Below are 26,545 nucleotides of genomic sequence, written 5' to 3'. Positions count from 1 at the left end.
TCTGCGTGGTCAGCGTGGGAAGAAGTCGGCGCTCTGGACATACTCCATCGCCTTGACGAACACCGGGTCGCTGAGACGCGCCTCGAGCTCTTCCGGCCCGACCTCTTCGACCCGGGTCTGGATCCACCACAGGTTGCCGAGCGGGTCGCGCACCCGCCCCACCTTGTCGCCCCAGTACAGGTGGGTGACCTCGGTCACCGAGGTGCCTCCGGCCGCGACGGCCTGCCGGTGTACGGCGTCGGCGTCGTCCACGTACAGGCGCAGGAACGCGGGCGTCGGCGGCCAGTCCGGCACCGCGTCGAACATCATCACCACCGCGTCGCCGATCCGGACCTCCGCGTGACCGATGCGGCCCTCCTCGTCGGTCACCCGGCCGAGTTCCTCGGCGGCGAACGCCTCCTTGACGTAGGCGATGAATCGGGCGGTGTCGCGGCAGGCGACGAACGGCGTCACGGTGGTGTAGCCCTCGGGAACGGCCATGATCTCTCCTTCGCAAGCGGGTGGTTCCACGCTAGAGGGCATGTAGGTCAGTTCCTGTCCCACATGCGGGCATGCTGGATCCATGACGTCCTCACGGCTGCTCGACCTGCTGTCGCTCCTGCAGATCCCGCGCGAATGGCCGGGCGGTGAGCTGGCCGAGCGGCTCGGCGTCAGCCGCCGCACGATCCGTCGCGACATCGACCGGCTACGCGACCTCGGCTACCCGGTGGACGCCACGATGGGCGCCGACGGGGGCTATCGCCTGGCCGCCGGTACGGCCATGCCGCCGCTGCTGCTGGACGACGACGAGGCCGTGGCCATCGCGGTCGGGCTGGCCACGGCCGCCAGGAACCCGGTGCGGGGCATCGCGGAGGCGTCGGTGCGAGCCTTGGCCAAGCTGGGACAGGTGCTGCCCGCCCGCCTGAGACATCGGGTGAGCTCGCTGACCGCCGCGACCGTCCCGCTGCCGGCCGCGGACGGCCCCGACCTCGACCCGGAGCAGCTGACCACGCTGGCCGCGGCGATCGCCAATCGCGAGCGGGTGCGGTTCGGCTACCCGTCCGCCGACGGGGCCGACAGTTCGCGGCTGGTCGACCCGTACCGGCTCGTCCCCGCCGGTCGCCGCTGGTATCTCCTGGGCTACGACAACGACCGGGACGACTGGCGCATCTTCCGCATTGATCGGATCTCCCGCCTGATGGCGACCGGCGCGCGCGTCACGCCGCGTGACCTTCCCGCCACGGACGCGGCGGCCTACGTCGCCGACCGGCTCTACTCGCTGGTCCCCACCTACGAGGCGGTCGTCACCGTGCACGCCCCTGCGGCGGACGTGGCCCGGCGCCTCGGCGCCGGCGTGGGGGAGCTCACCCCGATCGGTGAGCGGACCTGCCGGCTGCGTTGCCACGCCGACACCCTGGAGTGGCTGGCCTTCCGGCTGACCTTGCTGGCCTGTGACTTCGAGGTCCACGAACCTGCCGAACTCACCGGGCATCTGCGCGCGATCGCCGCGCGATTGACCCGCGCCGCAGGCCCAGGGCCACTTCAACTGTGAAGGTTGTGTTACGTCTACGTTATCGGCTGCGCTTGACACTGGAAATGTTAGCGATAACACTCGCGGGATCGGCTGTCTCCCGTGACGCACGGGCACCTCCCCATTTCCGCAAGGAGAAACATGAGATTTCCACGATTCGCGACCGTGGTCTCCGTCCTGGCGCTTGCCACGGTCGCGACCGCGTGCGGCTCGGCCGAGAAGACGGTCGACAAGGACACCGCCGCGAGCGCGTCGGCCGGCTCGGCCGGCGCCCTGGTGGGCGTGACGATGCCGACCAAGTCGTCCGAGCGCTGGATCCACGACGGCGACAACGTCAAGACCAGCCTGGAGAAGCTCGGCTACAAGGTCGACCTGCAGTACGCCGAGAACGACATCCCCACCCAGGTCAACCAGATCGAGAACCAGATCACCAAGGGCGCCAAGCTCCTGATCATCGCCTCGATCGACGGCACGGCCATCACCACGCAGCTCCAGGAGGCGGCCGACAAGAAGATCCCGGTCGTCGCCTATGACCGGCTGATCCGTAACAGCCCGAACGTCGACTACTACGCGACCTTCGACAACTTCAAGGTCGGCGTGCAGCAGGCCACGTCGCTGCTGGTCGGGCTGAAGCTGCTCAACGCCGACGGCTCCCCGGGCAGCGCCAAGGGCCCGTTCAACGTCGAGCTGTTCGCCGGTTCGCCCGACGACAACAACGCGACGTTCTTCTTCAACGGCGCCATGTCGGTGCTCAAGCCGTTCATCGACAAGAAGACGCTCACCGTCAAGAGCGGCCAGACCGACTTCAAGACCGTCGCCATCCTGCGCTGGGACCCGGCCACCGCGCAGAAGCGCATGGAAGACCTGCTGACCAAGACCTACAGCGGCGGCACCAAGGTCGACGGCGTCCTGTCGCCCTACGACGGCCTGTCGATCGGCATCCTGTCGGCGCTCAAGAGCAACGGCTACGGCACCGCCGGCCAGCCGTACCCGATCGTGACCGGTCAGGACGCCGAGCTGGCGTCGGTGAAGTCGATCATCGCGGGTGAGCAGTACTCCACCATCTACAAGGACACCCGGCAGCTGGCCGACGTGACCGTGAAGATCGCCGACACCGTGCTCAAGGGCGGCAAGCCCGAGGTCAACAACACCAAGGACTACGACAACGGCAACAAGGTCGTCCCGTCGTACCTGCTTCAGCCGCTGATCGTCGACAAGACCAACTACGAGAAGGAACTCGTCGACACCGGCTACTACACCAAGTCGCAGCTGGGCTGACGTCATGACTGATGACATCCTGCGGATGCGCGGGATCACCAAGACCTTCCCCGGAGTCAAGGCGCTGCAAGACGTCAACCTGTCCGTACGGCGGGGCGAGATCCACGCGATCTGCGGGGAGAACGGCGCGGGCAAGTCCACGCTCATGAAGGTGCTGTCGGGCGTCTACCCGCACGGCTCCTATGAGGGCGAGATCTTCTTCGAGGGAGATCCGTGCCGGTTCGCCGACATCCGTGACAGCGAGCACCGCGGGATCGTCATCATCCACCAGGAGCTGGCCCTGTGCCCGCAACTGTCCATCGCCGAGAACATCTTCCTCGGCAACGAGCAGGCCACTCGCGGCCTGATCGACTGGAACCGGACGAACCACGAGGCGGGTGAGCTGCTGAGCCGCGTCGGGCTGCGGGAGAACCCCGTGTCGCTCATCTCCGACATCGGCGTCGGCAAGCAGCAACTCGTGGAGATCGCCAAGGCGCTGTCCAAGCGGGTGCGCCTGCTCATCCTCGACGAGCCGACCGCGGCGCTCAACGACGAGGACTCAGCGCACCTGCTCGACCTGCTGCGCGGCCTGCGTGACGAGGGCATCACCAGTGTGATCATCTCGCACAAGCTCAACGAGGTCATCGACATCGCCGACTCGATCACCATCCTGCGTGACGGCCGGACGATCGAGCGGCTCGACATGGTCACCGACCAGGTCACCGAGGGCCGCATCATCTCTGGCATGGTCGGCCGCGCCCTGGAGAACCGCTTCCCGCCGCACGAGCCGAACATCGGCGAGGAGGCGCTGCGCATCGAGGACTGGACGGTCCACAGCCCGGCCCAGCGTGGCCGGGTGGTGGTCTCCAACGCCAGCCTCACCCTGCGCAAGGGCGAGATCGTCGGCCTGGCAGGGCTCATGGGGGCCGGCCGTACGGAGCTGGCCATGAGCGTCTTCGGCCGCACCTACGGCACCGACATCTCCGGCCGCATCTACAAGGACGGCCGGCAGATAGAGATCCGGACGGTGCAGGACGCGATCCGCCACGGCATCGCGTACGCCACCGAGGACCGCAAGAGGTACGGCCTCAACCTGATCGAGGACATCAAGCGGAACATCTCCGCAGCCGCGCTCCCGAAGCTGGCCCGCCGTGGCTGGGTCAACGACAATGAGGAGCACAAGGTCGCCGAGGGGTTCCGCGAGAGCATGAACATCAAGGCGCCCAGCGTGCTGAGCGTCACCGGCAAGCTCAGCGGCGGCAACCAGCAGAAGGTCGTCCTGTCGAAGTGGATCTTCACGGACGCTGACGTGCTCATCCTGGACGAACCGACCCGGGGCATCGACGTCGGGGCCAAGTACGAGATCTACTCGATCATCAATCGGCTCGCCGACGACGGCAAGGCCATTCTGGTCATCTCATCGGAGCTGCCGGAACTCCTGGGCCTGTGCGACCGGATCTACGCGCTGTCGGCCGGCCGGATCACCGGTGAGGTCCCGCGCGAGGAGGCCACGCAGGAGGGCCTCATGCAGTACATGACGAAAGGACAGGACGAGATCCGATGAGCAGCAGTACCTCATCCACCGCCGCGGGGGCGGCGCCCACCGGGCAGGAGCCGCCTCCACCGCGGGAACCGGGCAGATCGTCGTGGCTGTCGTTCAACGTACGGCAGAGCGGGATCTATGTCGCGTTCGCGCTGATCGTCGTGCTGTTCGCCTTCCTCACCAAGGGGGCGCTGCTCCAGCCGCAGAACATCTCCAACATCATCGTCCAGAACTCCTACATCCTGATCCTGGCCATCGGGATGATCCTGATCATCATCGCCGGGCACATCGACCTGTCGGTGGGCTCCGTCGTGGCCGTCACCGGTGCCATCGCCGCCGTGCTGATGGTCAACTACGGCGTGCCGTGGCCGCTGGCGCTGGTCATCACCCTGATCGCGGGTGGGCTCATCGGCGCGTGGCAGGGGTTCTGGATCGCCTACTACGGCATCCCGGCGTTCATCGTGACGCTGGCCGGCATGCTGCTGTTCCGCGCGCTCACGCTGACCGTGCTGGGCAACCAGGGCATCGGCCCGTTCCCTGACGCCGTCCGTACGCTGTCGAACGGCTTCACCGACGGCTACCTCGGCAACATCGGGCTCGGCCCGCTGGGCGGCGCCGACCTGTTCAGCCTGCTGCTCGGCCTGGTGGCGGTGGCCGGCATGGCCGCCAGCCAGTGGCGCAGCCGGAAGGCGCGGCAGGGTTACCGCCAGAGCGTGGACCCGCTGCCGATCTTCCTGCTGCGCATCGCCGCGGCCGCCGCGGTGATCCTCGCCGTGGTGGTGCAGCTGGCCAGGTTCAAGAACCTGCCCTGGGTGCTGATCCTGCTCGCGGTGCTGGTGCTGGGCTACTCGCTGCTGACCAGCCGCGCCGTGTTCGGCCGGCGGATCTACGCCATCGGCGGCAACCTGCAGGCGGCGCTGCTGTCCGGCATCAAGGTCAAGTCCGTCGTCTTCTGGATCTTCGTGAACATGGGCGTCCTGTCCGCGCTCGCCGGGATCATCTTCGCCGGACGGCTTAACCAGGCCGGGCCCACGGCGGGCAACTCCTTCGAGCTGGACGCGATCGCGGCGGCCTTCATCGGCGGCGCGGCCGTACAGGGCGGCGTCGGCAAGGTGGTCGGCGCGGTGACCGGCGGTCTGATCATGGGCGTCATCAACAACGGCATGTCGCTGGTCGGCGCGCCGAGTGAGCGGGTCATGCTCGTCAAGGGCGCCGTCCTGCTGGCCGCGGTCGCCTTCGACGTGTGGACCAAGCGCCGGGCGGCGGCCGCCACCCGCTGACCGGGTTCAGCCCACCTCGGCTGAGGGCCACCACCCGCTGACCGGTTCAGCCCACCTCGGCTGAGGTGAGATCGGGCCGGGCGGTGATCGCCAGCTCGTCCAGCACGGTGTCGGCCAGCGCCCTGGCGCTCGGCGCGTAGTCGCGGGCCAGGGCGCGGAACACCTGCTCGGCCCGGATCGCGGGCCAGTCGGCCGGCAGGTGTTCGGCCGGCAGGTGCGGGTCCTGGCGGACCAGCTGCAGCCAGTCGGTGTGCAGGAGAAGCTGCCGGGCCAGGTCGTCGGCCGCCGAGGGGAGCGGGCGCGGTGTGTCCCAGCGGTCGAGGAAGGCCCGGTAGCGGGCGGCGATCCGCTCGGTGCTGAACGCCTTCCGCACGAGGTCGGCCGTCTCGGTCGGCTCGAACGCCCGCGCCGTCAGAACGGTGATGTGATCGCCGAGTTCGAGCGGGGCGAGGATGCCCGCGACGTCCTTGACGCCCGGCGCGATCCACAGCCCGCTCTGCAGCAGCCCGAACCCGGCCCAGATGAGCTGGGAGCGGAGGTCGTGCCGGGTGCTCCGCCGGCTGTCGGGGATCGAGAAGCCCACCAGGGTCCAGGCGCCGTCCCAGTCGCGGTTGACCGCGCCGGTCTCCCAGACCCGGCGGCGCCCGTCGTCGAGCACCTCCGCCGCGTGCTCGGTGAGCCCGAAGTACATCCTGCGCCCCTGACGGTGCCGGGCCAGCAGGTTGCGCTTGACCATGCGGGTGAGCGTCGAGCGCACCGCCTCCTCGGTGACGCCGAGCCGGGCGAAGACGTCGATGACGCTGCCCGAATAGACGGCGGTGTCGCGCCCCAGCACGTAGACGCCGAGAAAGCTGAACATCAGGGACTGCGGACGGGCCGTCAGCGCGTCTCCTTCGCCGAGCATCACAGCAAGAGGGTAGACGGATCCGTCACGGTCGGCAAAACTCTGACTCAGGTTGAGAAACTGCCCCATGTCTGCGGGGTAGGTGGCACGTATGGACCGGACTCATCGATGCGAGAGGCCGTACGCCCATGGAGAACGCGGGACTGGGAGGGTGGCCGGCTCGCCGGGCCCAGATGACGCCGGACCGTACGGCGTTCGTCTTCGAAGGCCGGGCGGTCACCTACGCCGAGGTGCACACGCGTACGACGAGGCTGGCCGCGCGCCTGCGCGAGGCCGGGGTGGGAGCTGGAGACCGGGTCGCCTACCTCGGCCCGAACCACATCGCTCTCGCGGAGACCATGTTCGCCACGCACCTGCTCGGCGGGATCTTCGTGCCGCTGAACTTCCGGTTGACCGCGCCCGAGATCGGCTACATGCTGGACGACTGCGGCCCCGCCGTCCTGATCTTCGCGCCCGAGTGCGCCGAGGTGGTCCGGGCGCTCTCCGGCACCACCGCCCTGCTCGTGCCGCTGGAGCCGGACTACGAGAGCCGGCTGGCCGAGGGTGATGCCGCGCCGATCGACGTACGCGTCGGGCTGGACGACCTCGCGCTCATCCTCTATACCTCCGGCACCACCGGGCGGCCCAAAGGCGCCCTGCTCAGCCACGCCAACCTGGTGTGGAACACCTTCAACATGCTGATCGGCGTCGACGTGGCGAGCGACGAGAAGACGCTGATCAGCGCGCCGCTCTTCCACGTCGCGGCGCTGAACCAGACGCTGCTGCCGACGTTCGCCAAGGGCGGCTGTTCGGTGATCATGCCCTCTTGGGACGTGGACGGGTGCTACGACCTCATCGAGAAGCACGGCATCACCTGGATGTTCGGCGTCACCACGATGTTCGCCGCGTTCGCCCGGTCGCCGAGGTGGGCCACGGCCGACCTGTCGTCGCTGCGCAACCTGATGTCGGGCGGAGCGCCGATCCCGGCCGCGCTCATCCGCACCTACCAGGAGCGGGGGCTGGTGTTCTGCCAGGGCTACGGGCTCACCGAGACGGCGCCGGGCGCGACCTTCCTGGAAGCCGGGCAGAGCGTACGCAAGGTGGGCTCGGCCGGGGTCCCCGTGTTCTTCACCAATGTGCGGGTGGTCCGGCCCGACCTCACCGGCGCGGCCATCGGCGAGCCGGGCGAGGTGCTGGTTCAGGGGCCGAACGTGACCCCTGGCTACTGGCGGAACCCCGAGGCCACCGGCGCGGCGTTCGTGGCGGGCGGCTGGCTCCGTACGGGGGACATCGGCGCGTTCGACGGCGAGGGGCACCTGTACCTCGTGGACCGGGTCAAGGACATGTACATCTCGGGCGGGGAGAACGTCTATCCGGCGGAGGTCGAAGGCGTGCTCTTCGAGCACCCGGCCGTGGCGGAGGTCGCCATCGTGGGGGTGCCGGACGCCGCCTGGGGCGAGGTCGGGCGGGCCTTCGTGGTCTGCCGGGCGGCCGTCACGGGCGAGGAGTTGCGGGAGTTCCTCGACGGGCGGTTGGCCAGATACAAGATCCCGCGTTACTTCGACCTGGTGGACGACCTGCCCCGGACCGGCTCGGGCAAGCTCCAGAAGGCCGAGCTCCGGGGCCGCCCGCTCAACCGCTCAGGCTGACGATGGCGCTCTCGACAGGCAGTTAGCTAATTGCCACAATGCCTTCGTGGTGGATGTGGACCTGGTCAAAGCGCTGGCCAATGACAAGCGGCTGCTGATCCTCGAATGGCTGCGTGAGCCCGAGCGGCACTTCCCGCCGCAGCGTGACGGTGACCTGGTCAGTGACGGGGTCTGCTCGCTGTTCATCGCGGAAAAGCTCGGGGTGAGCCAGCCGACCTGCGGCGGGCATCTGAAGGTGCTCAGCGCGGCGGGGCTGGTGCGTGGCAAGAAGATCAAACAGTGGGTGTTCTACCAGCGGGACGAGGGGCGCATCGCGGCGGCCAAGGAGTCGCTGGGCGGCGATTGGTAACCCGCGGGGGGCATCGCCTGCTGATGGGTCGGACCGGGGAGACACGTTGTGAGCGATCACCCCGGCCCGACTCAACGCGGCACTCCGTCACGGGCAAGGGACGATCTGGTCGGCTGGACCGCCGATCTGGGTCCAGTTGGTGCCGACGCCGGTCCATCTGTAGACGGCGCTGCGGTTGGGCGCCAGGCCGTAGATGGCGTTGTCGCTGACCGCCCAGCTCCAACCGGGGCCACCTATGTGTTGCCAGTTGAAGGGCGAGTTCAGGTAGGCCCAGATGCTGCTGCCGTTGGGTGAGGTGGCGAATACCCCGAAGCCTCCTCCATAAAGCCAGTTGGCTGGGCCGCCGATCTGGGTCCAGTTGGTGCCGACGCCGGTCCATCTGTAGACGGCGCTGCGGTTGGGTGAAAGGCCGTAGATGGCTTGGTTGGTGACCGCCCACGTAGCGCCGGGGCCGCCTATGTGTTGCCAGTTGAAGGGCGAGTTGAGGTAGGCTCGGATGCTGCTGCCGTTGGGTGAGGTGGCGAATACCCCGAAGCCTCCTCCATAAAGCCAGTTGGCTGGGCCGCCGATCTGGGTCCAGTTGGTGCCGACGCCGGTCCATCTGTAGACGGCGCTGCGGTTGGGTGAAAGGCCGTAGATGGCTTGGTTGGTGACCGCCCACGTAGCGCCGGGGCCGCCTATGTGTTGCCAGTTGAAGGGCGAGAGGTAGCGGTGGATGCTGCTGCCGTTGGGTGATGTGGCGAACAGGCCGACGCCTCCGCCGTACAGCGTCCCAGCTGGGCCGCCGATCTGGGTCCAGCTGCTGCCGAAGCCGTTGTAGCGCCACACGGACGTGCCACCGGGGGCCAGCTTGCAGACGGTGTAGGTGGCGGCGGTGGCCGGCGTCGCGACCAGCCCCACCATGGCCATGACCAAGGCAAAAAGCCCGGCAAATGTCCGGATAATGCGTGTCTTGCCGGAAGCCGGACCGGGGTTGAATGTCACTCTCATGCTGATCCTTCCTGCTTGGAACTCCGTCAGGTTGGCATCACGGGCTGTAACGGAGCTTCAACCAGGCTGGAATGCGCTATGACGCCGTAGACATAGCGCGTGAAGGCCGACGGGGTTGGTGTTGGAGAGGGGGATCGGAATGCGAGTGAGGCTGCTGGGGTCGGTCGATGTGCTGGTCGACGACATTCCGCGACCGGTGCGGGGACTTCGCCGCACGGCCGTGCTCGCCGCGCTGGCGCTGCGGCCTGGTGCGGTGGTCAGTGTCGACCGGCTGGTCGATGCGGTCTGGGGTACGGCTGCGCCGGCCTCGGCTGCCACAACGGTGCAGTCCCATGTCTCGTACCTGCGGGGCGTGCTGAACCGCCGGGAGGCGATCACGGCCCGCAGGCCCGGCTATCTGCTGGACCTCGACGAGAGTGAGCCCACCGACGTCCAGGCCGCCGAGCGCCTCATCCGGCAGGGCATGGAGTCTGCCGCGGCGGATGCGCGGGCCAGCCGGCTGCAGGCCGCGGTGGCGTTGTGGCGGGGGGCGCCGCTGGCGGAACTGACCGGGCTGGCCTGGTTCGACGAGCAGGCCCAGCGGCTGGAGCAACTGCTGTTGCAGGCACGGCACGCGCTCATCGACGCCCGGATGGCTCTCGGACAGCATCTCCAGCTCGTCCCCGAGCTGTCAGACCTGAGCAGGCAGTATCCGCTGCACGAACAGGTTCACGCGCAGTTGATGCTCGCGCTGTACCGGGCCGGCCGGCAGTGCGAGGCTCTGGCCGTGTACCAACGGCTGCGCCATACCCTGGCGGACGAGCTGGGCATCGATCCCAGTCAGCCGCTGCGGGAGCTGGAGATCGCTGTGCTGAGACAGGATCCGGTTCTGGACTTGCCTTCTTCGCTGTCGCCCGCCTACCTGACGCGAAGCCCCGCCACGGCTGCCAACTGCTCCGGTCGTCCTGGTGATCTCGGGCACGGCTGGGGTCGGAAAATCCGCCGGTGCCCCCGTAGACGCGGCATAGGTCATCCGCACCCTTCGTGACGCGAGCGGATCCCGTCCGGTCTGGGGCTCAGATTCAGTCTCCCCGGTCGGACAGCGGAATGGTCTCAGGCTCGGTACGCGTGCGCAGACGGAAGGCGCGCCGGTAGGCGGCGGGGGTGGTGCGCAGGACGTCGTGGAAGCGGCGGCGGAGGTTCGTGGCCGAGGAGAGGCCCACCCGGGCGGCGATCGCGTCCACGGACAGGTCCGTCTCCTCCAGGAGCGCCCGCGCCCCGGCGATCCGCTGGGCGAGCACCCACTGCCCGGGGCTGGTGCCGAGCTGGGCGGTGAACATCCGGGCCAGCGTCCGGGTCGACACACCGCCGCGGGCCGCCAGGTCGTCGACGGTCAGCGGCGCGCCGAGCCGCTCCGCCGCCCACTCCAGCAGGGGCGCGAGCGAGTCGGGCACCCGGTCACGCGATGGCGTGATGGCGTACTGGAGCTGCCCGCCCTCCCGGTGCGGCGGCATGACCATGTGGCGGGCCACCTTCGCGGCGTACGCGGCGCCGTGGTCGGTCCGTACGAGGTGCAGGCACAGGTCGATCCCCGCGCTGGTGCCGGCGCTGGTGGCGACGTCGCCGTGGTCCACGTAGAGCACGTCGGGATCGACCGCGACGGCGGGGAAGCGCTCCGCGAGCTCGGCCGCCAGCCGCCAGTGGGTGGTGGCCCGCCGCCTGTCGAGCAGCCCGGCCTGCGCCAGGACGAACGCGCCCGAGCAGATGGCGGCGATCCGCGCGCCGCGCCGGTGCGCCTGGCGGAGCGCGGAGAGTACGGACCCCGAGGCCGTGCGGGTCTGCCAGCCGGGGATGACGACCGTGTCGGCGCTCTCCAGCGCGGCCAGGCCCTCGGTGACCATGATCGAGTAACCGGCCATCGTGGGCACCGGTCCCGGCGTCTCGGCGCAGACGCGGAAGTCGTAGGGGCGGGCCAGGCCCGGCCGTACGGTGGCGAACACCTCGGCGGCGCAGCTCAGCTCGAACGTCGCCTGCGGCGGGCTGGCCAGCGCGACGACGCGATGCTCTGACGACATGGCAGAAAAGTACTCCATGACGTCTTTTCTGGCACTGGGTGGGTGCCTGTCGTGCTCGCCAGGATGGCGGCATGGAAACGGACCGGCAGGCATTGCACATCGACGACGTGGAACCGCTGGAGGTGGCGCCCGGCATCGTCAGGAGGCGGCTCACCGCGACCGGCCTGGCGCGGGGCTGGCTCATCGACTTCGCTCCCGGCACGCAGTGGCCCGAGGTGGACGTACACGAGGGGGAGGAGCGTTACTGCGTGCTCAGCGGCGAGGTGATCGAGGGCGACACGCGGTACGCGGCGGGAAGCTACGTGGTGTTCGCCGCGGGCAGCCGTCACCAGCCGCGGACCGAGACGGGGGCCCGCATGCTCGGCATCAACCTCCTGATCGGCTGAGGTGGCCGGCCCAGCTTCAGAGACGGTCGACGATCGTCTGGAGCTGGGCGATCTCGTCCCGCTGGTGGGTCGCCATGTGCGTGGCCACCTTCTTGACCTTGGGGTCGGCCCCCTCGGCCTCCTCGGTGCGGACCATCTCGATCGCGCCGTTGTGGTGCACGATCATGTGCCGGGCGAACAGCTTGTCGAACTCCTTGCCCTTGGCCTTCTTGAGCCGCCCCATGGCCTCCTCGGAGATGAGACCCGGCATCTCATGTCCCGCGTGGCTGGACATCTCGGGCTTGTTCCACGCCGTCAGCCAGCCCTTCATGGTCTGGATCTCCGGCTCCTGAGCGGCCTTGATCTTCTCGGCGAGCTCCGTGACCTCGATGTCGCTCGCCCGCGAGAGCGCCAGGCCGGCCATCTCCACCGCCTGCTCGTGGTGCGGGATCATCATCTGCGCGAACATGACGTCGGCGTCGTTGAACACGACCGACGGTGACGCGGCCGTCGTGGCGGCGGCGAGCGCGCCGCCCGGCCTGCCGTCCTGGCCGCTCATGTCGTTGCCGCCGCACGCCGTGAGCAGGGCGAGTGTGCCCGTGGCGGCGGTGTAGGAGATCTTGCGTTTCATGCGCACCGCGACATGATCCCTTCTCGGTCCAGTCGGCTTACTGGTAGGGCGTAGTGCCGCGCCCGGGTGGACGGGCGCGGCACCACGAATGTGGGGTGACCGCCGGTGAGTCAGGCGGACAACGGGTTCACGGCTCGATGGTGCAGGCCGGTGACGGGTATCTCGTGCAGGCTGCCGGAGTACAGATACTGGGTCATGCCGACCAGTAATCGCCGTACGTCCTCCTGCGGCCGGACCACCAGGCGCAGGAACTGGCTGGTCGTGCCCAGCTTGTTGCCGCACTCGCGGACGTACACGCCGTGCTCGGAGAGCAGGTGGTCGCGCAGCGGCACCCCGTCGTGCCCCGGGGGCAGCTTCACCAGCAGGAAGTTGCCCTGCGAGGCGTAGACGGACAGCTCTGGCATCGCGCTGAGCTGGTGGTACATCGCCCGCCTGTCCTGGGCGAGTCGCCTGAGGCTCTCCTGGTACTCGGGCCGGCACTGCTTCATCATGAAGACCACGACCTCGGCGAACGAGTTGAGGTTCCACTTGGGCAGCGCGTCGCGTACCTTCCCGGCCAATGCCGGGTTGGCGACCATGTAGCCGAACCGGATGCCGTGCAGCCCGAAGTTCTTGCCCAGGCTGCGGAGCACGATCACGTTGGGCCGGACGGCGGCCTCCGCGGCCACACCCGGGTACGGCTCGGCGTCCACGAACTCGCCGAACGACTCGTCGACGATCACCAGGTCCAGGTCGATGAGCAGGTCGAGCAGCCGCAGGACCTCGTGCTTGGGCAGGTACCCGCCGTCGGGGTTGTTGGGGTTGCAGATCACCGCCACGCGGGAGCCGCGCATGCGGACGAAGCGCACGAAGTCATTGACGTCGAGGGCGAAGTTGCGGCTCTCCATCAGCGGGTACATGTCGACCCGCTTCCCGGTCTCCATCGGCTGGTCGGTCCAGCGGCCGAAGGTGGGGATCGGCACCGCCAGGCTCTCCTTCACCAGCAGGTGGTCGATCCAGGTGATCAGCTCGGTGGACCCGTTTCCCATCGCGACCGTCTTGGGGTGGAGCCCGAGCGTGGAGCAGAGCTCCGCGGTGATCGTGTCCGCGTCGCTCGGATAGAACTTGAGGATCGTCTCCAGGTTCCTCCCGAGATGCTCGAATATTTCCGGGGTCGGGAAGTAAGGGTTACACGGAATGCAGAAGTCCACCGGGGCAAGCTGTCCCGATGATCCGCGCAGCAGTGAGAAGTACGAAGGGCTGTGCGCCTGCGCTCGCAAAAGGCTGAGCTCCACGACACCTCCTGGGGCACGTGTCCGGACGTGAGTAGGTACGCGGGGCTTTGGGAGTCGGTTCAGCCGAAACTGATCTTTCGGCCCGTGCCTTGGCCGAGGAAGCGCGCTGCCGGCTCTATTTTGCGGACCACATTCCCAGGTGGGAGCCCGTGTCGGACGCCTGGATGGCGGCCGGGTCGAACGAGCGGGCGCCGTCGGTGGTCAGGCCGCTGGTTGAACCGGGCAGCACCCAGGCCGCGCCGGTCTTCACAGCTTTGCCGTCTTCTCCTGGGGCGCCCACGCCGAGGTCGGCGCGGCCGTCGCCGTTAAGGTCGCGCAGGCTGACGGAGGCGCCGAACCGGTCCCCGTCCTCGGCGGTTCCCGGGATGCCCGGACTGGCCTGGGTGAACAGGCGTGCCCCGGTCGGGCCGCTCCTGCCGCCTCTGAGCAGCAGCACGGCGCCGCCGCCGGTCTTGCCGGGCAGGCCCGCGGCGATGTCGGCGTACCCGTCGCCGTCCACGTCCCCGGCGGCCAGGTCGAAGCCGAACTGGTCACCTCGCGCGCCGCTCCCCGGCACGCCGGGGCTGTCCTGGGTGATGGTGCGGGTGCGGCGGCCGGGGCCGTCCGGCGAGCCGTACAGGACCTTGATCGTGCCTTCGTCGGCCTTGAGGGTGTCGACGAAGCCGCCGGGGATGACGCGCATCACCAGGTCGCCGTAGTGGTCGCCGTCGAGGTCGCCCACAATGCCGGTGGCGGCCGCGTCCAGCCGGCGCGGCCGCCCGGCGAGCCCCTGCGGGCCGCCCTTCCAGAACAGCGACGGCTCGGCAGTCTCCTCCCAGGCGTGCGTGCTGACCAGGTCGTCCTTGCCGTCGCCGGTCAGGTCGCCGGCGACCAGCCTGGTCGGATGCTCGTAGGACCCGTCCAGGACGACCTTGCGGGCCGGGCGGCCGGTACGCGGGAACGGGCCGTGGAAGACGTTCACCAGCCCCCGCTCGCTGGTGGCGGCCAGGTCGTCCTTGCCGTCGCCGTCGAAGTCGCCGGCGACCATTTCCCTGCCCTCGGTCCGGTCGACCAGGTCCGGCGGGACGTCGGTGCGCGGGGGGTCGATCAGCGGGGTGCCCAGCGCCAGCCCGTCCTTGCCGCCCCACAGCAGGGTGACGAACCGCCGGTCCAGCTCGAAGGGATTGTACGAGCCGACCGCCAGGTCGGTGTAGCCGTCGGCGTCGAAGTCACCGGCGGCCGTGCGGGCCCCGAACGCGTCCCCGGCCACGGGGTCGTTGGCCACGTTGGAGCTGTCGAGGTGCAGGATCCGGCGCCGGGCGGGATCGACGCCACCGGCCGCGCCGTACAAGATGGCGATATATCCGGCCTTGAGGGTGTGGCCGACCGTGCCCGCCGGGGCTGAGACCGCGTAGTCCTCGAAGCCGTCGCGGTTGAAGTCGACCTTGGCGGCGGTGAAGTCGACCGTAGGGGCCGGCTGGGAATCGCCCCCTCCCCACACGAGGGAAGCGCAGATCACCGTACTCATGAAGCCCCGCACAGATCCTCCACCGGCGCTCGACCTCAGCACGATACACAACGAGTGGTTGACACCATCCGGGTTGAACGGAAAAGATACGGTCGTCCGTACAACTTAGGACGTGAGCGTATGACCGACTGGGAACGCCGGCTGGCCCTCGACCCGTCAGCCGTGGTGCCGCTCTACTACCAACTGCGCGAGCGCCTGAGGGCGGCCATCCGCGACTGTGAGCCCGACACGCCCATCCCCGCCGAGAAGGACCTCATGGCGTACGCGGGCGTGAGCCGGGCCACGGCCCGCCGGGCGATCGGCGACCTGGTGCAGGAGGGCCTGCTGGTGGCCAGGCAGGGCAGCGGCACCTACACCGCGCCGCTGGCCGTGGCCCCCGAGCTGGGCGCGGGCCCCGTCGGCTTCACCGAGACGATGGCGCGGCTCGGCCGCAGGCCGACGACGCAGGTGCTCAAGGCCCATCTGCAGCCGGCCGGCGCCGAGGTCGCGGTGGCGCTCGGCGTTCAGGAGACGCAGGAGGTCGTCTTCGTCGAGCGGCTGCGGCTGCTCGAAGGCGCGCCCTGCATGCTGGAGAGCGCCCACCTGCCCGCCGAGCTGGTGCCCGGCATCCTCGACGAGGACCTGACCGGCTCGCTCTACGACCTGCTGCGGGTGAAGTACGGACTGGCCCCCGCCAGCGGCAGGGAGACGATCGGCGCGGTCAACGCCGACTACCGCCTCGCCCAACTGCTGCATGTCCCCATGGCCGCGGCCCTGCTAGCGACCGCCCGCAACACGTGCACCGAGAGCGGTGTCGCGCTCGAATACACCATCCGCCACGCGCGCGGCGACTTCGCCGTGTTCTCCGTGGAGCTCAACGACGCCAAGAACGCCCTGATGGGCCAGTAACACCCCCCAAACAGTCATCTACCTGGACGGCATCGCCGTTCCGGAGGTTGAGCATGTCCATGATGACCCGGCGCAACTTGCTCAAGACAGCAGCGCTGACCACGGCGTCCGGCCTGCTGGCCGCCTGCGGCTCCGCCGATCCGGTGGCCACGGTGCCCGCCGACGGGGTGCCGCGCGGGAAGATCTCCGTCTGGCTGCACCAGACCAAGGCGTACGACGCGGTGTTCACCCCGCTGCTGCGCAGCTACATGCAGGAGTTCGGCGGCGTCGACATCACCCCGCTCTACGTGCCCGTGGACAAGCTCGACGCCAAGCTGCTGACCGCCTTCGCCGGTGACGTGCCGCCCGACCTGTTCAGGATCGGCGGCTGGACCATCCCGGGTCACGCGCGCAAGGGCCGGCTCGCGCCGATCATCCCCAAGGCCATGGGTGTGGCCGACGAGAAGGCGCTGGTCCAGGACTACGACGAGCACGCGATCAGCTCGCTGTCGTACGAGGGCAGGCTCTACGGCGTCCCCACCGACTACGAGATCTGCTACCTCTACTACCGCAAGGACAGGTTCGCGGCAGCCGGCCTCGATCCGGATAAACCGCCCACGACCTGGGAGGAGGTCGCCGAGTACAGCAAGCGGCTGACCTCGGCCGACGGCAAGAAGGTAGGCCTGCAGTGGATCCTGGGCAATCCGCAGTGGACGCTGATGCAACTGCTCGCCCTGGTCAAGGGGAAGGGCGGCACGATACTCAGCCCCGACGCCGGCAAGGCGACGCTGGCCACTGACGCGGGGGTCGAGGCGCTGCGCTACTACGGGAGCCTGGGCAACGCGAAGCTGTCGAACCCGCTGTCCGGCTTCGGGCTGTTCGCCACCGGCGAGGCGGCCATGCTGGTCTCCGGGCTGTTCGCGATGGACCTGTTCCCCTCGCTGAACCCCAAGCTGACCTTCGGCGACGTCTTCGACATCGCCCCGATGCCGCGCTGGGACGCGGGGAAGCCGGTCGCCCCGGCCTACACCTGGGGCTGGGCGGTGGCCAAGCAGTCGAAGCTGCCGTACACCGCCTGGCACTTCGTCGACTACCTCCAGCGCCAGGACGTCGCGGCCAAGCAGCTCAAGGACGCCAGCATCCTCACGCCGGTCAAGGGCTGGGAGAAGTTGCCGGGCGCCGACCAGAAGGCGCTGGACATCATGGCGGCCGCGGCCCCGTACGCCGACTTCGGCCCGCAGACGCCGGTGTGGAACGAGATGGCCAAGGCGCTGACCGACGCCGCCGACGCGGTCGCCTTCGGCAAGAAGACGCCCGAGCAGGCCGCCGCGGACTTCGACCAGGCGATGCGGATGACGCTGTGACGATGTCCTTACGGCTGGTGCCGCCCGTCGCCCAAGTCTCGGGCAAGGGCCAGCGGTGGGCGGAGGCGCGCACCGGCGGCCTGCTGGCCCTGCCGGCGGCGGTCTACTTCCTGGTCTTCTGGCTCGTGCCGTTCGTCGCGGCCGTGTACCTTAGCTTCACCAGCTACGACTTCGCCGGGACGCCCGAGTGGACCGGCCTGGACAACTACCGCAGAATGCTCGGCGACCCCGGCTTCTGGAACTCGGCCCGGGTCACCGCCGCCTACACGATCGGGTCCGTGGTCCCGTCGATCGTGCTCGGACTGGCGATCGCGGTGCCGCTGAGCAAGCCGGGCCGCTACAACGCCTTCCTCCGCGGGCTGGTGATGATCCCGGCGGCGATGCCGCTGGTGGCCACCTCGATGGTGTGGTCGGTGATCTTCGCCGACAAGGGCCTGGCGAACGCGCTGATCGGGCTCGTCGGCGTGGAGCCGAAGCCGTGGCTGACCGACGAGGGGCTCGCGCTCTGGGCTCTGGTGATCATGACGACGTGGAAGCACCTAGGGCTGTTCGTGATCATCCTGACTGCCGGGCTGCAGGGGCTGCCGCTGAGCGTGTTCGAGGCGGCCGCGCTCGACGGCGCCGGTCCGATACGGGTCTTCTACCGCATCACGCTCCCGCTGCTGCGCCGCACGCTGCTGTTCGTGCTGGTCATCGCGGTGGTCGGGGCGATGCAGTCGTTCGTGCCCGCCTTCCTGCTCACCAAGGGCGGCCCCGCGGGCGCCACCGAGGTGCTGCCGCTCTACCTGTGGGCGACCGGTTTCGGGTTCGAGCGCATGGGCTACGCCTCGGCGATCGCGATGGTCCTGCTGGTGGCCATGCTGGCGCTCTCGCTCGTGCAGTTCAGGGTGCTCAGGGGAGGCGAGGACGGGTGAAGGCGGTCCGCAACACCCTGCTGACGCTGGTCGTGGCCGTCCTGCTGCTGCCGGTGTACGCGATGTTCGCGGTCTCGTCGGCGTCGGACGCGACCGATCTCGGCGGGTTCGGCTTCGACGTCTCCCAGCTGGGCGCGCACGTCTCGCAGCTGTTCGACCAGGGCGGCTTCCCCCTCTACCTGCGTAACAGCCTGATCCTCGCGCTCGGCATCGGCGTCCTCGAAGTGATCTTCTCCTCGGCCGCCGGCTACGCGCTCGCGCAGCTCAGGTTCCCCGGCAGCCGGGTGCTGTTCGCGGTCATCGTGGGGACGCTGTCGCTGTCGCCGATCGTGGTGCTCGTGCCGATGTACCTCATCGTCAAGGAACTCGGCTGGATCAACTCCTACCAGGGGATGATCGTGCCGTTCATGATGAGCGCGTTCGGGGTGTTCCTGGTCCGCCAGTTCGCCTTGGCCCTGCCGCATGAGCTGCTGCTGTCGGCGCGGGTGGACGGCGCGAGCGAGTTGCGGATCTTCGTCCGCATAGGGGTGCCGCTGCTGCGGCCCGCCCTGCTCACGCTCTTCCTGCTGCAGTTCCTCGCGCAGTGGGACAACCTGCTGTGGCCGCTCATCGTGGCCAACGATCCCGGCCTCTGGCCGCTGCCCGTGGGGCTCTCGCAGCTCCAGACGGAGTACGACTTCAGCATCGGCCTGGTCAGCACCGCGGCCCTGATCACGGCGGTGCCGCCGCTGGTGCTGATGTTCCTGCTGCAGCGCTACTACGTGGCGGGGCTGACCCTGGGAGGGGTACGGAAATGAGCGCGTTCGGGGCATGGACCACCGCGTACGGGCTGCCCGCCTTCGCCTACACGATGGACCAGGAGAGCGACCCGCGCGCGGAGTGGGATCCCGTCCTGGATCCGCTCACCCGGCGGCACTTCGTCCATGTCGGGAACCGGCGGATCACACTGGTCACGGACAACTACGGGCTCAGCGACCTGTTCGACGAGCACACCGGGCTGCTGTGGCTCACCCGTGGCACGGGAGTGACGCGCGTCGGCGCCCTTTCCACCGATATTTCGACATCGGAGCGGGTCTTCGGGCCGACGTTCGCGATCGTCCGGGTCGCCGACGACCGGGTGGCGCTGGACCGCACGGTGCTGTGCCCCGAGGGCGAGCACCCGTGGGTGCTGATCCGGCTGCGCGTGCGCAACCTGCTCGACGAGCCGGTACGGCTGGAGCTGACCGAGGAGTGGACGGCCGGGGCGGCCCGGGTCGAGCTCATCAGCGGCGCGAAGCCGAGCGAGGATCCCGGGCTGGAGCTGGAGCTGGAGCTCGTCGGCGGCCCGAGGACCGGGTCCGGCCGCCTGACCGTACCCCTGGAGCTGGAAGCGGGCGGTGAGTGGCTGCTGGAGCTGAGATACGGGCTGCTGGGCGACGAGACGGACGGCTGGATGAACGGCCGGGTGGGCGAGGTGACGGGGTCGTTCGCCAGTAGCCTCGCCGCGCTGCGCGAGCGGCTGCCGAGGGCGGTCGCGGCGCGGGCGCCCGAGGCCGAGCGGGAGGTCCCGTGGCACGCGGCGCTGCTGACCGGCGCGGCCTGCGCCGACGGCGTGCTCGGCGGGCACACCCTCGACCAGGGCTCGTGCTACTCCTTCCGGCACGGCTTCAACGGCGCCGCGCGCGACCCGCTCCAGCACGCGCTGCCGTTGGTCTACATCGAGCCGGACCTGGCCCTGTCCGTGCTGCGCAACACGTGCGCGTGGGGTGGCCCCGACGGTGACCTGCCTTATGCACTCGGACCGGACAAGCAGCCATGGACCGACCTGTTCCGGCCCTCGGACCAGAACCTGTGGGCCCTGTGGCTGGCGGCCGAATACCTGAGCGCGACGGGTGACCTGGCGGCCTTCGGCGAGCCCGTGCCGTACCACCCGGTCCACGGGGCCACGCCGGTGTCGCTCGGCGCGAACCTGCGCCGGCAGTTCAGGTTCCTCACCGACGTGGTGGGCCGGGGAGAGCACGGCCACCTGCGGATACTGAACGCCGACTGGAACGACATGGCCATCACCGAGAGCGGGGTGGACCGCGAGGTGATGATCTCCCACGGCGAGTCGGTCCTGAACTCGGCCATGGCCGCCTGGGTCCTGCCCCGCTACGCGGTCCTGGCCGAGCGGCTCGGCGACGACGCGACCGCGGCCGAGGCCCGCGAGCTCGGCGAGGAGCTGCGCGACCTGGTCGCGGGGGAGTGGAACGGCCGGTGGTACCGGCGCGCGTACGGCCCGGGAGCCGTCGTCGGCGAGTCCGACCTGTGGCTGGAAGTGCAGCCTTGGGCGATTCTGTGCGGCGCCGCGCCACCTGAGCGGGCCGTGGAGCTGTTGCACACGATCGAGCGGACCTCCGCCGCCGATTCGCCGCTGGGCGCCCGGCTGCGCTGGCCCGATCGGGGCGCCTACGGCCCCGGCGGGGTCGGCACGATCTGGTACGCGATCAACATGACGCTGATCTGGGCCGCCGCCCAGCACGTTCCCGAGCTGGGCTGGCAGTGGTGGCGCCGGATGTCCCTGGCCGCCCATGCGGCTGCCTATCCGGACGTATGGGAGGGCACGCTGTCCGGCCCCGACGCCTACCTGGCGCCCGAGACCGAGCGACCGGGGCGCACCTGGGACCTGGCCGAACTCGGCGTGGCCATGCAGGCGTACCCCGTCGCCAACCTGCACAGCCACTCCCAGCCGCTGCTGGCCTACCTGCGGCTGCTCGGCGTCGAGCCGTTCCGTGCGGTCGCGGCGCCCGAGGACGCCGGATTCGCGTCGCGAGTCCTGAAGGTGGGGCTGTGACGCGGCTCGGGATCGACGTCGGCGGCACGTACACCAAATGGGTGGTTTTGGATGGCGAGACGGTGGTCGGTGCGGGCACCGTCCCCACGCCGCCGGACCCCGACGAGACGATGACGTTCGTGGCCTCGCTGGCCGCCCGCCGGGTGGAGAGCATCGGGATCGGGCTGCCCGGCCACGTGGACCGGGACACCGGGACCGCGCTGTTCGTGCCGAACCCGCCAGGCGAGTGGAACGGCTATCCGGTCGGCTCGCGGCTGGGCGCCCTGACCGGGGCACCGGTGACCGTGGTCAACGACGCCCGCGCGTTCGGGCTCGCCGAGCTGCTCCTCGGGGCGGCTCGCGGGCTGCCCGACGTGCTGTTCGCGGTGCTCGGGACCGGGGTGGGCGGAGCGGTGGCGCTGCGGGGCGGGATACTCGTCGGCCCGCGCGACAATCTCGGCGAGATCGGGCACGTGACGGTCTCTCCCTGGGGGCCGGTGTGCTGCTGCGGCAACCGGGGCTGCGTGGAGACGTTCGCCGGCGGGCCGGGCATCGTGCGGGCCTTCGGCTCCGGCTCGCCCAAGGAGGTCGCCGAGGCCGCCAGGGCAGGCGACGGGCGGGCGCTGGGCGTGCTGTCCAGGGCCGGCTGGGCGCTCGGCATCGCCCTGGGCGACGCGGCGGCGTTCTTCGGCGTCGGCACGGTGGTCGTGGGCGGCGGGGTCTCCGGCGCGCTCGATCTCATGCGATCCGCCCTGGACACGGAACTTGAGCGGCGACGCCCGCTTATTGGGGACATCGCGGTGCTACCTGCCGTACTCGGCCCGATGGCCGGGGCGATCGGCGCCGCGCTCTACGGGAGGAGATCTGGATGAAATGGATACGGCGCGCGATGGAGCTGCTCGGCGAGATCGAGCGGACACAGGAGGACGCGCTCGCCGCGGCCGCTCGGACGGCCGCCTCGGCCATCGGCGGCGGGGGCGTGGTGCACACGTTCGGGACCGGACATTCGCGGATGGGTGTGGAGGAGATGTTCCCCCGCTACGGCTCCTATCCCGGCTTCCATCCCATCGTGGACCTGTCGACGACGTTCTACACGCAGGTGGCCGGGTCGAACGGGATGCGGCAGGCGATGTTCATCGAGCGGGTCCAAGGGCTCGCCGACGCCATCCTGGCCAACTTCGAGCTGCGGCCGACCGACGCGGCCATCGTGTTCAGCGTCAGCGGCCTGAACGCCGTGCCGATCGAGATGGCGATGGGGCTGCGCAAGGCGGGACTGCCCGTGGTGGCCGTCACGTCGATGCGGGAGACCACGGCCGTCGAGCCCGGTCACCCCAGCGGGACCCGGCTCGCCGACCACGCCGACGTGGTGATCGACCTGTGCACCCCGGTCGGCGACGCGCTGTGCTCCGTCGACGGGCTGGCCGAGCCGGTCGGTCCGGGCAGCACGCTGGCCGCGGTCTCCGTGGTCAACGAGATCAAGGTCCGTACCGCCGAGCTGCTCGTCGCGGGCGGCTGGGTCCCGCCGGTCATCTCCAGCGCCAAGCTCGTCGGCGGGCCGCGTTCGGAGGAGCTGTTCGAGGCCGCCTACCTCGAACACGCCCGCCGCGCCGCCGCCGTGCTCAGGAAGCCATGAGCGCCGTACTGGTGGCCGGCTCGGACGGCGGCATCGGCCGGGCCTGCGTGGCGGCGGTCGAGGCCACCGGCGGGGCCGCCTTCGGCGTGGACCTGGCCGGCGGGATCGACATCACCACGCCGGGGCACGCGGAGAAGGCCCTGGCCCAGGCGACGGCCGCGCACGGGCGGATCTCCGGCGTCGTGCACGCGGTCGGCATGTCGGGCCGCTCGCTCGGCGACGGCGGCGTGGTCGAGTGCACCGACACGGCGTGGCACGAGGTGCACCGGGTCAACCACGAGTCGGTGTTCCGGCTGCTGCGCGCGGCGATCCCCGCGATGCGGGAGGGCGGGTCGATCGTGGTGATCGGCTCGGCGCTGGGCTCCTCGCTCGACGACGACTTCCGTACCGTGGCCTACGCCTCGGCCAAGGGCGCGCTGATCCCGCTGATCAGGACCGCCGCCCGCGAGGCGGCGCCGCACGGCGTGCGGGTCAACCTGATCTCGGCCGGGCTGGTGGCCACGCCGATGAGCCGCCGCGCCCAGACCTCCGAGGCGATCAAGGCCAAGCTGCCGTCGCTGATGCCGCTCGGCGCCGAGCTGTGCCAGCCGGAGGAGGTCGCCCAGGCCGTGCTGTGGCTGCTGTCCCCGTCGTCCGGACGGACCACGGGCGCGGTCATTCCCGTCGACGGAGGGTGGCATCTGCGGTGAACGTCCTGTGGGAAGGCGACGTGGTGGTCGCGGGCGGGGGCAGCGCGGGGTGCGCGGCCGCTGTCGCGGCGGCGCGTGCCGGGGCGTCGTGCCTGCTGGTGGAGTCGGCGGGCTTCCTCGGCGGTACGGGTGCCGCGGTGCTCGACACCTTCTACGGCTTCTACGCCCCCGGCCCCGTCTCGCGACGGGTCGTCGGCGGCGTCGGCTGGGAGGTGTGCGAGCGGCTCTTCGAGGCCGGTGCCGCCTTCGAGCGGCCCAACACCTATGGCGCGGGCACCGGGGTGACCTACGAGCCCGAGGAGCTCAAGCTGGTCTGGGACGCGCTGGTCCCGGACGCGCTCCTGCACGCCAGGGTCTGCGACTTCGTGCCGGGCACCGGCGTCGTCGTGGAGACCGTGGCGGGCCGGTTCCTGGTCAAGGCCCGGGTGGTGATCGACGCCACCGGGGACGCCGAGGTGGCCTGGCGGGCCGGGGTCACCCTCGAACGCCCCGGGATGCGGCTCCAGCCGATGACGGCCACGTTCCGGCTCGGCGGGGTCGATCTGTCCGCCACCAGCACGGCGGAGCTGCACGCGCTGATGGCCGACGCCGACCTGCCGAGGCGCGAGGGGTCCGTGCACCGGACCGTGAACGACGGGATCGTGCACACCAACCTCACGCGGGTGACCGGCCTGGATCCGACCGACCCGGTCGAGCTGGCGGAGGCCGAGCGGGTGGGGCGGCGGCAGGTCCGCGACTACGTCGCCTTTCTGCGGGCGAAGGTCCCGGGGTACGGCTCCGCGGTGCTGCTCAGCACGTCCGTACGTATCGGTGTACGGGAGTCGCGGCGCCTGGTCGGACGATATGTCCTGACTTCTGATGATGTGTTGGCCGGGCGGGATTTTCCCGACACGATCGCGCGGTGCGGCGCGCCCATCGAGGACCACGACTCGGGGGCCGCCACCCGCTGGGAGTACGTCCACGACTTCGGCACCTACGGCATCCCCTACCGGTGCCTGCTCCCCGTCGAGGTCGGCGGGCTGATCGTGGCCGGGCGCTGCCTGTCGGCCACGCACGACGCCCACGCCTCCGCCCGGTCCATGGGGCAGTGCATGGCGATGGGGCAGGCGGCGGGGACGGCCGCGGCGCTGGCCGTACAGGCCGGGGTGGAACCCGCGGCGGTGGACGTGGAGCTGCTGCGCACGCGGCTGCGAGAAGAAGGAGCGCTTCTGTGACCGTCCGTACCGTGCTGGGGGATGTCGAGGAGCTCGGCATCACTTATGCGCACGAGCACCTGTTCATGACCGGCGGCTGGCCGGTGCGTAACGAGCCGGACTACCGGCTCGACTCCCTCGACGCGGCCGTGGTGGAGGTGACGGAGGCGCAGCGGCTGGGCCTGTCGGCGGTGGTCGAGATGACGCCGCTCGGCTTCGGCCGCAGTCCGTCCCTGATGAAGGAGCTGGCGGAGCGGACCGGGCTGCACGTGATCGCGGTGACCGGGTTCCACAAGAGCGGTTACTACAGCGACGCGCACTGGATGCACCGCTACTCGGCCGACGAGATCACGGAACTCCTCGTGGCCGAGATCGAGCAGGGCATGGACGAGTACGGCTTGGTGGGGCCGCTGGTGCGGCGGTCGTCGGCCCGCGCGGGCGCCATCAAGATCGCCACGGCGTACCACTCGTTCGGGCGGGGTGTGGCGCGGCTGGTGGGCGCGGTGGCCGCCGCCGCCGGGCGGACCGGCGTGCCGGTCGTCACCCATTGCGACAAGGGCACGATGGGACACGAACTGCTCGACGCGCTGGCCTCGGAAGGGGTGGCGGCCGATCGGGTGGTGCTCGGGCACATCGACCACAATCCCGACGCCGGATATCTCGCCTCGTTGGCGGAGAGAGGGGCCTATCTGGCCTTTGACCGGCCGGGCCGCGTCAAGTACGGCCCGGACAGCGAGATCGTCACGCTCGTCGCCGAGCTCGCCGGGCTGGGGCTGGCGGATCGGGTGCTGTTCGGGATGGACCTGGCGCGCAGGTCGTACTGGCCGAGCCTGGGCGGCGGGCCCGGCCTGACGTACCTCCTGGAGCGGTTCGTGCCCCGGCTGGAGGCCGCGGGGCTGGGTGAGGTGGCCAAGGCGGCGCTGATCGACAACCCGCGCGCCGCCTTCGCGCTGCGTCGTTAGGGCAGGTTCTTCTCCACCTGGTTCTGCCAGCCGGCGTTGGTGTTGAGCTCCGGTGTGGTGCCGGCGAAGGCGCCCCTGGCGTAGGTGTCGCCCTGGAGCTGGTACATCAGCCAGGCCGTCACGTAACCGAGGAAGCCGCCGCCCGTGCCCTGGATCGTGTTGTGGTCGGCGCCCTTGAGCTGCGCCTTCGCCGCCGCTCCCGGGACCTGGCCGTAGTACGTCTGCAGGGCCGAGTTGGGCGAGATGAGGGTGTCGTTGGCGCCGCTGACGAACAGCACCGGGCAAGTCAGCTGGTCGACATAGAACTTGTCCCCCGAGCTCACCCAGATGGGCGCGGGCAGCGCGATGGGGACGACGGTGTCGATCAGGCCGCCGGACTTGGTCGCGGTGTTCACCGAACCGCCGGCGCCCTGGGAGTGGCCGACCGCGCCGACCTTCGTCACGTCGAGCTTGCCGTAGAAGACGCTGGAGCTGTCGGTGTTCCTGGCGATCAGGTACTGGGCGGCGGCGATCATCTCCGACCCGGTGCCGGTCGTGGTGTCGGTCGAGGCGACCACGGCGAAGCCCCAGGAGGCGAGCTGGTTGAGTAACCCGGAATACTGCGTGGGCACGGCGTTCGTGCCGTTGCCCCAGGTGATGATCGGATGCTTGACGCCGCCGGCGCCGAGGTCGGCCGGGTAGTAGAGCTTGTAACCCGGGGCGTCGGCGGTCGTGACCGCCCATGGGCCCGCGACCTTGTAGTGCGCCTCGATGGTGTCCGCGGCCTGGGCCGGTCTGGCCATGATCCCCAGCAGGACCATGATGACGGCCACGACGAGCTTCATACAGCCTCCACAAGTT

Annotated in this window: 26 protein-coding genes; 18 read left to right on the top strand and 8 right to left on the bottom strand. The window is 69.9% G+C overall.

Annotation, left to right across the window (positions count from 1 at the left end; genetic code table 11):
- Positions 1 to 9: 9 nt before the first annotated feature.
- Entirely contained in the window at positions 10 to 480 is a 471-nt protein-coding gene (locus tag LDL49_RS22445) for a VOC family protein (protein ID WP_225293091.1), read from the bottom strand.
- Between the two features lie 82 nt (positions 481 to 562).
- Between LDL49_RS22445 and LDL49_RS22440 the strand changes: the two genes are divergently transcribed.
- From LDL49_RS22440 to mmsB, 4 genes are all read left to right on the top strand, one after another.
- Entirely contained in the window at positions 563 to 1,531 is a 969-nt protein-coding gene (locus tag LDL49_RS22440; protein WP_225293090.1) for a helix-turn-helix transcriptional regulator, read from the top strand.
- A gap of 120 nt (positions 1,532 to 1,651) precedes the next feature.
- A complete protein-coding gene (gene chvE, locus LDL49_RS22435) occupies positions 1,652 to 2,788 on the top strand; it encodes a multiple monosaccharide ABC transporter substrate-binding protein (protein ID WP_308016171.1) in 1,137 nt (378 codons plus the stop codon).
- 4 nt (positions 2,789 to 2,792) lie between these two features.
- On the top strand, positions 2,793 to 4,331 hold the full coding sequence (mmsA, locus tag LDL49_RS22430; protein WP_225293089.1) for a multiple monosaccharide ABC transporter ATP-binding protein: 1,539 nt from the start codon (positions 2,793 to 2,795) through the stop codon (positions 4,329 to 4,331).
- Positions 4,328 to 5,590, top strand: coding sequence for a multiple monosaccharide ABC transporter permease (mmsB, locus tag LDL49_RS22425; RefSeq protein ID WP_225293088.1), 1,263 nt, complete (start codon positions 4,328 to 4,330; stop codon positions 5,588 to 5,590). Before mmsA ends, mmsB begins: the two co-directional genes overlap by 4 nt.
- Before the next feature lie 46 nt (positions 5,591 to 5,636).
- Here mmsB and LDL49_RS22420 read toward each other — a convergent pair whose 3' ends face one another.
- Complete coding sequence (locus LDL49_RS22420) at positions 5,637 to 6,494, bottom strand: PaaX family transcriptional regulator (RefSeq protein WP_225293381.1); 858 nt, start codon at positions 6,492 to 6,494, stop codon at positions 5,637 to 5,639.
- A 128-nt stretch (positions 6,495 to 6,622) separates the two neighbouring features.
- Between LDL49_RS22420 and LDL49_RS22415 the strand changes: the two genes are divergently transcribed.
- A complete protein-coding gene (locus LDL49_RS22415) occupies positions 6,623 to 8,122 on the top strand; it encodes an acyl-CoA synthetase (protein ID WP_225293087.1) in 1,500 nt (499 codons plus the stop codon).
- Between the two features lie 46 nt (positions 8,123 to 8,168).
- Entirely contained in the window at positions 8,169 to 8,471 is a 303-nt protein-coding gene (locus tag LDL49_RS22410; RefSeq protein WP_225293086.1) for an ArsR/SmtB family transcription factor, read from the top strand.
- A gap of 87 nt (positions 8,472 to 8,558) precedes the next feature.
- Here the strand turns inward: LDL49_RS22410 and LDL49_RS22405 are convergent, their stop codons facing one another.
- The gene (locus LDL49_RS22405; protein WP_225293085.1) at positions 8,559 to 9,461 is read right to left on the bottom strand and encodes a hypothetical protein; all 903 of its coding nucleotides are present in this window, start codon (positions 9,459 to 9,461) and stop codon (positions 8,559 to 8,561) included.
- A 139-nt stretch (positions 9,462 to 9,600) separates the two neighbouring features.
- Here LDL49_RS22405 and LDL49_RS22400 point away from each other — a divergent pair, with 139 nt between their 5' ends.
- Positions 9,601 to 10,488 carry an AfsR/SARP family transcriptional regulator gene (locus LDL49_RS22400; RefSeq protein ID WP_225293084.1) on the top strand — a complete coding sequence of 296 codons (888 nt, stop codon included), beginning with the start codon at positions 9,601 to 9,603 and terminating at the stop codon, positions 10,486 to 10,488.
- Positions 10,489 to 10,522: 34 nt separating this feature from the next.
- Here the strand turns inward: LDL49_RS22400 and LDL49_RS22395 are convergent, their stop codons facing one another.
- The gene (locus LDL49_RS22395) at positions 10,523 to 11,515 is read right to left on the bottom strand and encodes a GlxA family transcriptional regulator (protein ID WP_225293083.1); all 993 of its coding nucleotides are present in this window, start codon (positions 11,513 to 11,515) and stop codon (positions 10,523 to 10,525) included.
- A gap of 71 nt (positions 11,516 to 11,586) precedes the next feature.
- Between LDL49_RS22395 and LDL49_RS22390 the strand changes: the two genes are divergently transcribed.
- The gene (locus LDL49_RS22390) at positions 11,587 to 11,901 is read left to right on the top strand and encodes a cupin domain-containing protein (protein WP_225293082.1); all 315 of its coding nucleotides are present in this window, start codon (positions 11,587 to 11,589) and stop codon (positions 11,899 to 11,901) included.
- A gap of 16 nt (positions 11,902 to 11,917) precedes the next feature.
- On the opposite strand, the gene LDL49_RS22385 is transcribed toward LDL49_RS22390, so the two are convergent.
- The 3 genes from LDL49_RS22385 to LDL49_RS22375 form a co-directional block, all read right to left on the bottom strand.
- Positions 11,918 to 12,511 carry a DUF305 domain-containing protein gene (locus LDL49_RS22385; protein ID WP_225293378.1) on the bottom strand — a complete coding sequence of 198 codons (594 nt, stop codon included), beginning with the start codon at positions 12,509 to 12,511 and terminating at the stop codon, positions 11,918 to 11,920.
- Positions 12,512 to 12,621: 110 nt separating this feature from the next.
- The gene (locus LDL49_RS22380; protein ID WP_225293081.1) at positions 12,622 to 13,785 is read right to left on the bottom strand and encodes a pyridoxal phosphate-dependent aminotransferase; all 1,164 of its coding nucleotides are present in this window, start codon (positions 13,783 to 13,785) and stop codon (positions 12,622 to 12,624) included.
- A gap of 115 nt (positions 13,786 to 13,900) precedes the next feature.
- Positions 13,901 to 15,292, bottom strand: a complete 1,392-nt coding sequence (locus LDL49_RS22375) for an FG-GAP-like repeat-containing protein (RefSeq protein ID WP_225293080.1) — start codon at positions 15,290 to 15,292, stop codon at positions 13,901 to 13,903.
- A gap of 120 nt (positions 15,293 to 15,412) precedes the next feature.
- Between LDL49_RS22375 and LDL49_RS22370 the strand changes: the two genes are divergently transcribed.
- From LDL49_RS22370 to LDL49_RS22325, 10 genes are read left to right on the top strand one after another with little or no spacing between them, the layout of a single operon-like run.
- The gene (locus tag LDL49_RS22370) at positions 15,413 to 16,180 is read left to right on the top strand and encodes a GntR family transcriptional regulator (RefSeq protein WP_225293079.1); all 768 of its coding nucleotides are present in this window, start codon (positions 15,413 to 15,415) and stop codon (positions 16,178 to 16,180) included.
- 53 nt (positions 16,181 to 16,233) lie between these two features.
- A complete protein-coding gene (locus LDL49_RS22365; RefSeq protein ID WP_225293078.1) occupies positions 16,234 to 17,523 on the top strand; it encodes a substrate-binding domain-containing protein in 1,290 nt (429 codons plus the stop codon).
- Between the two features lie 2 nt (positions 17,524 to 17,525).
- A complete protein-coding gene (locus LDL49_RS22360) occupies positions 17,526 to 18,437 on the top strand; it encodes a carbohydrate ABC transporter permease (RefSeq protein WP_225293077.1) in 912 nt (303 codons plus the stop codon).
- Positions 18,434 to 19,234 carry a carbohydrate ABC transporter permease gene (locus LDL49_RS22355; RefSeq protein WP_225293076.1) on the top strand — a complete coding sequence of 267 codons (801 nt, stop codon included), beginning with the start codon at positions 18,434 to 18,436 and terminating at the stop codon, positions 19,232 to 19,234. Before LDL49_RS22360 ends, LDL49_RS22355 begins: the two co-directional genes overlap by 4 nt.
- Positions 19,231 to 21,249 (top strand): GH36-type glycosyl hydrolase domain-containing protein, encoded by a 2,019-nt coding sequence (locus LDL49_RS22350; RefSeq protein ID WP_225293075.1) that lies wholly within the window; start codon positions 19,231 to 19,233, stop codon positions 21,247 to 21,249. Before LDL49_RS22355 ends, LDL49_RS22350 begins: the two co-directional genes overlap by 4 nt.
- A complete protein-coding gene (locus tag LDL49_RS22345) occupies positions 21,246 to 22,100 on the top strand; it encodes an ROK family protein (protein WP_225293074.1) in 855 nt (284 codons plus the stop codon). The genes LDL49_RS22350 and LDL49_RS22345 overlap by 4 nt, the downstream gene beginning before the upstream one ends.
- Complete coding sequence (locus tag LDL49_RS22340; RefSeq protein WP_225293073.1) at positions 22,097 to 22,861, top strand: sugar isomerase domain-containing protein; 765 nt, start codon at positions 22,097 to 22,099, stop codon at positions 22,859 to 22,861. Before LDL49_RS22345 ends, LDL49_RS22340 begins: the two co-directional genes overlap by 4 nt.
- A complete protein-coding gene (locus LDL49_RS22335) occupies positions 22,858 to 23,550 on the top strand; it encodes an SDR family NAD(P)-dependent oxidoreductase (protein ID WP_225293072.1) in 693 nt (230 codons plus the stop codon). Before LDL49_RS22340 ends, LDL49_RS22335 begins: the two co-directional genes overlap by 4 nt.
- Positions 23,547 to 24,764 (top strand): FAD-dependent oxidoreductase, encoded by a 1,218-nt coding sequence (locus LDL49_RS22330; RefSeq protein WP_225293071.1) that lies wholly within the window; start codon positions 23,547 to 23,549, stop codon positions 24,762 to 24,764. Before LDL49_RS22335 ends, LDL49_RS22330 begins: the two co-directional genes overlap by 4 nt.
- Positions 24,761 to 25,705, top strand: coding sequence for a phosphotriesterase family protein (locus tag LDL49_RS22325; protein WP_225293070.1), 945 nt, complete (start codon positions 24,761 to 24,763; stop codon positions 25,703 to 25,705). The genes LDL49_RS22330 and LDL49_RS22325 overlap by 4 nt, the downstream gene beginning before the upstream one ends.
- Here the strand turns inward: LDL49_RS22325 and LDL49_RS22320 are convergent.
- Complete coding sequence (locus LDL49_RS22320) at positions 25,702 to 26,529, bottom strand: alpha/beta hydrolase family protein (RefSeq protein ID WP_225293069.1); 828 nt, start codon at positions 26,527 to 26,529, stop codon at positions 25,702 to 25,704. The genes LDL49_RS22325 and LDL49_RS22320 overlap by 4 nt on opposite strands.
- Between the last annotated feature and the right edge of the window lie 16 nt (positions 26,530 to 26,545).

This window comes from Nonomuraea aurantiaca (genome assembly GCF_020215705.1).
Taxonomy (GTDB): Bacteria; Actinomycetota; Actinomycetes; order Streptosporangiales; family Streptosporangiaceae; genus Nonomuraea; species Nonomuraea aurantiaca.
This window is presented reverse-complemented; position numbering and strand designations above follow the sequence as displayed.